The 6,220-nt window shown below is 72.5% G+C and carries 5 protein-coding genes and 2 pseudogenes; 6 read left to right on the top strand and 1 reads right to left on the bottom strand.

Annotated elements, in window-relative coordinates:
* Positions 1–17 precede the first annotated feature (17 nt).
* Positions 18–329, top strand: a pseudogene (locus tag CCN33_RS33730) (nucleoside hydrolase); the annotation flags it as partial.
* An 81-nt stretch (positions 330–410) separates the two neighbouring features.
* Positions 411–1,967: pseudogene (locus CCN33_RS06015) on the top strand (glycoside hydrolase family 13 protein); the annotation flags it as partial.
* Here CCN33_RS06015 and CCN33_RS06010 read toward each other — a convergent pair.
* Complete coding sequence (locus CCN33_RS06010; RefSeq protein WP_392227758.1) at positions 1,964–2,710, bottom strand: DUF4142 domain-containing protein; 747 nt, start codon at positions 2,708–2,710, stop codon at positions 1,964–1,966. The pseudogene CCN33_RS06015 and the gene CCN33_RS06010 sit on opposite strands and share 4 nt — an antisense overlap.
* Positions 2,711–2,989: 279 nt before the next feature.
* Between CCN33_RS06010 and CCN33_RS06005 the strand changes: the two genes are divergently transcribed.
* From CCN33_RS06005 to CCN33_RS05990, 4 genes are all read left to right on the top strand, one after another.
* Entirely contained in the window at positions 2,990–3,676 is a 687-nt protein-coding gene (locus CCN33_RS06005) for a DUF6445 family protein (RefSeq protein WP_086691906.1), read from the top strand.
* 132 nt (positions 3,677–3,808) lie between these two features.
* Positions 3,809–4,228, top strand: a complete 420-nt coding sequence (locus CCN33_RS06000; protein WP_086691903.1) for a DUF7144 family membrane protein — start codon at positions 3,809–3,811, stop codon at positions 4,226–4,228.
* A gap of 140 nt (positions 4,229–4,368) precedes the next feature.
* Positions 4,369–5,028, top strand: a complete 660-nt coding sequence (locus tag CCN33_RS05995; RefSeq protein ID WP_086691913.1) for a DUF4328 domain-containing protein — start codon at positions 4,369–4,371, stop codon at positions 5,026–5,028.
* Positions 5,029–5,177: 149 nt separating this feature from the next.
* Entirely contained in the window at positions 5,178–6,185 is a 1,008-nt protein-coding gene (locus CCN33_RS05990; protein WP_086691901.1) for an MIP/aquaporin family protein, read from the top strand.
* Positions 6,186–6,220: the final 35 nt, after the last annotated feature.

Here is a 6,220-nt window from a genome sequence, read left to right as displayed (position 1 = left end):
CGGACGTGCCGATCACGATGTACGGGCTGGACGTGTTCACCCGCGTCGTGGTCCCCGGCACCGAGGTGCGCCGCCTGCGCGCCTCCGCCGAGCCCGGCGCGAAGCTCGCCGGTGACCTGCTGTCCCACCGCCCCAGCGCCCCCGGCACCACCCCGGACGACGAGGAGGCGGGCGGCCTCGGCGACGCGGGCGCGGTCTGCGCGGTGGCCGACCCGGCCGGGCTCACCACCCGTCCGCTCCCGGTCGAGGTCAGCCTCGCCCCCGGCCCGGCGCGCGGCCAGACCGTCGTGGACCGCCGCCTCCGGCCGGGCGAGTCCGAGATCCACGGCGGTGCCCGCCCGCGGCCCCTGGTGGACGTGGCGCTCGACGTCGACGTGGCCCGGTACGTGGACCTGTACCTCAAGACGGTGGAGNNCCTGGGCGACCTCGCGGGCGTCACCGCCCGCCTGGACCACCTGGCCACGCTCGGCGTCGACGCCCTGTGGCTCAGCCCCTTCTACCCTTCCGAACTGGCCGACGGCGGCTACGACGTCGCCGACCACCGGGGCGTCGACCCGCGCCTCGGCACCCTGGACGACTTCGACACCCTGGTCGCGGAGGCCCACCGCCTGGGCCTGAAGGTCATCGTCGACCTCGTCCCCAACCACACCTCGCACCGCCACCCCTGGTTCCAGGAGGCGCTGCTCTCCGCCCCCGGCTCGGCGGCCCGCGCCCGCTACGTCTTCCGCTCCGGCCGGGGAGAGTACGGCGAACTCCCGCCCACCGACTGGCGGTCCGTGTTCGGCGGCAGCGCCTGGAGCCGAGTCCCGGACGGTGACTGGTACCTCCACCTGTTCGCCCCCGAACAGCCCGACCTCGACTGGTCCCACCCCGAGGTCCGCGAGGACTTCCGCACCACCCTGCGCTTCTGGTCCGACCGGGGCGTGGACGGCTTCCGCGTGGACGTCGCCCACGGCCTGGCCAAGGACCTCACCGAACCCCTGCGGGACGTCGGGGGCATCGGCGCCACCGGCGAGGAGGCCCTGCCCCTGTTCGCCCCCGGCAGCCACCCCTACTGGGACCGGGACGAGGTCCACGAGATCTACCGCGACTGGCGCACCCTGCTGGACGCCTACGACCCGCCCCGCACCGCCGTCGCCGAAGCCTGGGTCCCGGACACCCGCCGCGCCCTGTACGCCCGCCCCGACGAACTGGGGCAGGCGTTCAACTTCGAGTACCTGGAAACCGGTTGGGACGCGGAGCGGCTGCGCCGCGCCATCACCGCCTCCCTCGCGGAGGCGCACACCGCCGGCGCCTCGGCGACCTGGGTGCTCTCCAACCACGACGTGGTCCGGCACGCCTCCCGCCTGGTCCTGCCGCCCGGCACCGACCTGGACGCCTGGCTGCTCTCGGGTGGAACCGACCCCGCCACCGACCCCGACGCGGGACTGCGCCGGGCCCGCGCCGCGACCCTGCTGATGCTGGCGCTGCCCGGCTCGGCCTACCTCTACCAGGGCGAGGAACTGGGCCTGCCCGAGGTCGCCGACCTGCCCCCCGAGGCGCTGCGCGACCCGGTGTGGGAACAGTCGGGGCGCACTCGCAAGGGACGGGACGGCAGCCGCGTACCCCTGCCGTGGACGGTCACCGGACCCTCGTACGGCTTCGGCCCGGGCCCGGCCTGGCTGCCGCAGCCGGAGTCGTTCGCCCGGTACGCGGTCGAGGCGCAGTCCGGCGCCGAGGGCTCCACGCTGGAGCTGTACCGCACCGCGCTCAGGCTGCGCCGCAAGCTGCTCCAGGGCGAGGAACTGACCTGGACGCCCGGCGCGCCGCCCGGCGTCCTGGACTTCACCCGCGCCCCCGGCTGGCGCTGCCTGACCAACCCCACCCCAGAGCCGGTGGAGTGTCCGGCGGGCGAACTCCTCCTGTCCAGCACGCCGTTGACCGAGCCGGACGCACTCCCGCCGGACACCACGGTGTGGCTGGGCTAGCCGATCGTCGGGGTGGGGCTCGGCTCGGCCGGGGCGGGGTCCTCGCGGGTGCTGTTCGAGCCCGGTTCGCCGGGGATGGCCAGCGGGGTCGAGGTGGCGTTCGGCGGCGGGGTGAGCACGACCTGCGGCTGACCGGGGTCCGGCGCGGGCGGCGTGAGGTTGTCCGAGGGCAGCTTGGGCGGGGTGGTCTGCTGGAAGATGGTCTGGTCGAAGTCGACCAGGCCCGTCTTCTCCATCACCGTCATGTGGTCGAGCACGGTGTCGTTGGCCTGGTCGGCCAGCGAGCGGATCAACGAGTTCTTGGTGGTGGACCGGATCTTCGCGATGGCGTTGAAGATCGAACCGTGCGTCATCCGCAGGATGTTGGCGAAGTCGGTGTCGAACGCCTTGCCGGTCTCGCCCTTGAGCTGGGTCACGAACCCCTCCTGCTGGGGGCTCGCCACGTTGGGGATCGTGATGTTCAGCATCGGCGCGATCTTGCGGCAGGAGGCGTCCAGCGCCGCGTGCCCGTCGATCAGGTGCTTGCTGGCCTCCTTGACCCCCGGGGAGGAGCCCTTCTGGAGCCCGATCTGCCCGAGCGGGTACTCCCACAGCCCGGCCGCGCGCACCTTCACCACGAAGTCCCGGTCCTGCTCGGTGAGCGGACCCCACTGGGTGTTGGCGACGATGCGGGTCTGTGAAGTGGAGACGGTGTCCAGCCCGAGCATGCCCGGGTAGGCCAGCGCCGCGAGGGTCAGTGCCATGGCACCGCCCACGAAGAGAGTTCCCGTCGCGTTCCGCGAAAAGCGCACCGTTCCTCCTGCCCGGTCGTGGTTCCGCCGACAGGCGGTTCAGACACACAGCAGTACGGAAGCGGAGCCGATTCGTCTCGACAGTCGCCGTAAAGATTCCGCGCCGGTTTCCGGTGCTGTGCGACGGGGGCGTCCTTGGCCCGCCGACGACCAGTGTATGAGCGGACGTTGGCCAAAGGTTGACCTGTCCTCGGGCGAAGCGGTGCAGGTCAGCGGCCTAGATTTCGCCGCATGCCCCCACAGCCACCGCCCCGGACGCCCGCGGCCCTGCCCGTCCTGCCGTACCGCAGGCCCACCGAGGGCCGCGACTACTGGGTGCTGGACGACGCCCTGCCCGACGCCGGTGCGGTGCGGGAGCGGTGTCTGGCCAAGGAGGACTGGGCCGAGGGATACCCGTACACCTCGGAGACCTGGCCCGGGCTGCGGGCCATGCCCGGTCTCGAACCCGGTGAGCTGGCGCGCGTGGAGCGGCTGGTGAAGAGGGCGACCGGCGCGAAGGAGCTGTGGGTGCAGCGGGCGCCCGGCGGCGGCACCCTCAACCACAACTGCGTCCAGGTGGTCGGCGAGGGCGAGAGCGAGCCCCGCCCGCACACCGACTCCCGCGCGCTGTGCCGGTACGCGGCCGTGCTTTACCTCAACCCCGCCGTGCCGAAGGACTGCGGCACCAGCTTCTACCGTCAGTCCCTCCCCGGCGGGCGGCTGGGCGGCAATGTCGTCCAGGCCCCGCACAACAACCTCGTCGACGCCCTCGGTACCCGCTTCGTCGCGCCCGGCGCCTTCGAGGAGGACGTCCGCGTGCCGCACCGCGCCAACCGGCTGCTGCTCTACCACGCCAACCTGGTGCACAGCGCGACCGCCTACACCGGCCGCGCGCTGGAGGAGAAGCGGATGACGGCGGTGTTCTTCTGGATGGCGTGAGACGCCCCGGACCGCGCCGGGGTGTCACCCGTACGGCCTAGTCCCCGTGGTCGCCGGGCGCGGCGCGTCGGATCGTCGTACCTACGACCCCGTCCGGGGTTCTCGGGGGACGAGACGTCGGAGGTAACGGCCATGACCCAGCAGACGCAGTCGGCGCGGCCCGAGCACAACGGGCTGGCCGAGGGAGGCGCGGTCTTCGCGGGTGTGCTGATGCTGGTGAACGGCATCCTCCACATCTTCCAGGGCATCTCGGCGATCGCCCTGGACGACGTGTACGCCCGGATCAACGCCTACGTCTACAAGATCGACCTGACCGGCTGGGGCTGGATCCTGCTGGTGGCCGGGGTGATCGTGGTGGCGGCCGGCGCCGGGGTGCTGATGGGAGCGGCCTGGGCGCGGGTGGTCGGCATCGTGATCACCTCGCTGGGCCTGATCCTGCAGTTCCTGTTCCTGCCGTACGCCCCCATCTGGTCGCTGATCCTCATCGCCCTCGACTTCTTCATCATCTGGGCGCTGGCTACCTGGCACCCGGAGGGCCGGCCGGTCGTCTGACCACCGCCTCCCCCTACGGGCCGGTGCCGCGACGCTCTCCCGCGCGGCACCGGCCCCTTGTCCGGGTTCTCATCGGTTTCGCGGGCTCGATACTCCCTGGTGCCGGGCCAGTTGGGCGGGCGAGGATGGGTCCTGTGACCATGGACAACGCTCTCGACACGCCTGCCGCGCCCGCCGACCCGCGGGCCTCGGACTCCCTCGCCCGGCTGGCCACCGGGGCGCTCCTGCTGACCGGGGCGGGCTGGCTCGCCCGAGCGGTGTGGGAGATACGGCTGTACAGCGCGGGCGAGCCCGCCTCCGGGCTCCCGGACCAGGGCGACGGGGTGCACCGCCCGCTCACCTCCCTGGAGAACTCGTACCACCTGGTGAGCACGGCCGGTTCCGTGCTCACCCTGCTGTGCGCGGCGGCCTTCCTGATGTGGCTCGGGCGGGTCCGGGACAACGCCCGCGCGCTGTCGGGGCGCCCGCCGAAGTACGCGGGGATCTGGGTGTACCTGGGCTGGGTGGTACCGGTGGTGAACCTCTGGTTCCCGCGCGGCATCGTGGCCGACGCCTACCGGGCGAGCGCACCGGAGCGGCGCCTGCCGGCCGTGGTCAACGTGTGGTGGGGGCTGTGGCTGGCCGGTCTGCTCGGTGGCTTCCTCCAGCAGGGGGACGCCGACTCCGTGATCGGCCGGGCCTACTCGGAGATCGGGCCGCTGCTGGTGGCCGACCTGGCCGTGGCGGGCGCGGCCGTGGCGGGGGCGCTGATGGTGCGTACGGTGACGGCGGCACAGACGGAGCGGCTCGCGGGGGCCTGACATCCCGTGGGGAAGTGCGCCGGGGCCGCCGGTTCCGGGGCGCCTCCGCAACAACCCCTAGGCCAGACGGGCTTCCCGCCCTGCGAGCCGGGGCGAAGTGGGTGAATATGAGGATGTTTGCCCCACCGCTCCTCTGCTAGGGGGCCTCAATGGCTGCTGTAGACATTCCCCCGCTCATCAAGCCGTCCCGGCTCCGGCACCGGGGCGGTCTGGCGGGCGAGCTCATGGCGGAGTTCATCGGAACCTTCGTCCTCATCTCGTTCGGCTGCGGTGTCGTCGCCATGGCGGTCGCCGCGCTGCCGGGCTCCGGCCGCGCCGCCACCCCCACGACGATCTTCCTCGCCGCCGGTGACTGGCTTCTCGTCGCCTGGGGCTGGGGGCTGGCCGTGACCTTCGGCGTGTACGTGGCCGGCGGCGTCAGCGGGGCCCACCTCAACCCCGCCGTCACCCTCGCCATGGCCGTACGCCGGGGCTTCCCCTGGCTGAAGGTGCTGCCGTACTGGTTCGCCCAGGTCGCGGGCGCGTTCGCCGGGGCGGCGCTGGTGTACCTCGTCTACCACAACGCGATCGACACCTTCGACGCGGCGGTGTCGGGGCCCAAGACCGACGGCCACACCCTGGCCTCGTTCTCCATCTTCGCCACCTTCCCGGCTCCCTACTTCCACGGTGGCATCTGGGGTCCGCTGATCGACCAGATCGCCGGCGCGGGCTTCCTGGTGATGTTCGTGGTCGCCATCCTGGACCTGCGCAACCAGGCGGTGAAGGCGAACCTGGCCCCGCTGATGGTGGGCTTCGCGGTCGTCGCGATCGGCATGTCCTACGGCGCCAACGCGGGCTACGCCATCAACCCGGCCCGCGACTTCGGCCCCCGGCTGTTCACCTGGGTGGCGGGTTGGGGGAGCCTCGCCTTCCCGGGCAGCGAGGCGGGCCAGTTCAGCGGCTACTGGTGGATTCCCATCGTGGGCCCGCTGATCGGCGGCCTGGTCGGCATCTTCCTCTACGACCTCTTCATCGGCGACGTCCTCTACCTCCGCAACCACCTGGGCGAACTCCCCGAGCCGGGCCGTACCCGCCCGGTCAGGACGATCGACCGGGACGACGAGACGGGCCGCGGTGGCGGCAGGCGGAAGGGGCCGGACGAGGACGACGAGTACTAGGGGGTGTCTCGTCGGTCTTCGTGGATCAGCCCGCG

This window comes from Streptomyces recifensis, from assembly GCF_002154615.1.
GTDB lineage: Bacteria > Actinomycetota > Actinomycetes > Streptomycetales > Streptomycetaceae > Streptomyces > Streptomyces griseoluteus.
The sequence above is the reverse complement of the archived record's forward strand: the minus strand, read 5'-3'. Positions and strand labels throughout refer to the sequence as shown.

Coding starts and splice junctions, on each gene's coding strand:
- CCN33_RS06010 (WP_392227758.1), bottom strand. CDS start 2,710: ATGGCACTGACCCTCGCGGCGCTGGCCTACCCGGGCATGCTCGGGCTG.
- CCN33_RS06000 (WP_086691903.1), top strand. CDS start 3,809: ATGACCCAGCAGACGCAGTCGGCGCGGCCCGAGCACAACGGGCTGGCC.
- CCN33_RS05995 (WP_086691913.1), top strand. CDS start 4,369: ATGGACAACGCTCTCGACACGCCTGCCGCGCCCGCCGACCCGCGGGCC.
- CCN33_RS05990 (WP_086691901.1), top strand. CDS start 5,178: ATGGCTGCTGTAGACATTCCCCCGCTCATCAAGCCGTCCCGGCTCCGG.
- CCN33_RS06005 (WP_086691906.1), top strand. CDS start 2,990: ATGCCCCCACAGCCACCGCCCCGGACGCCCGCGGCCCTGCCCGTCCTG.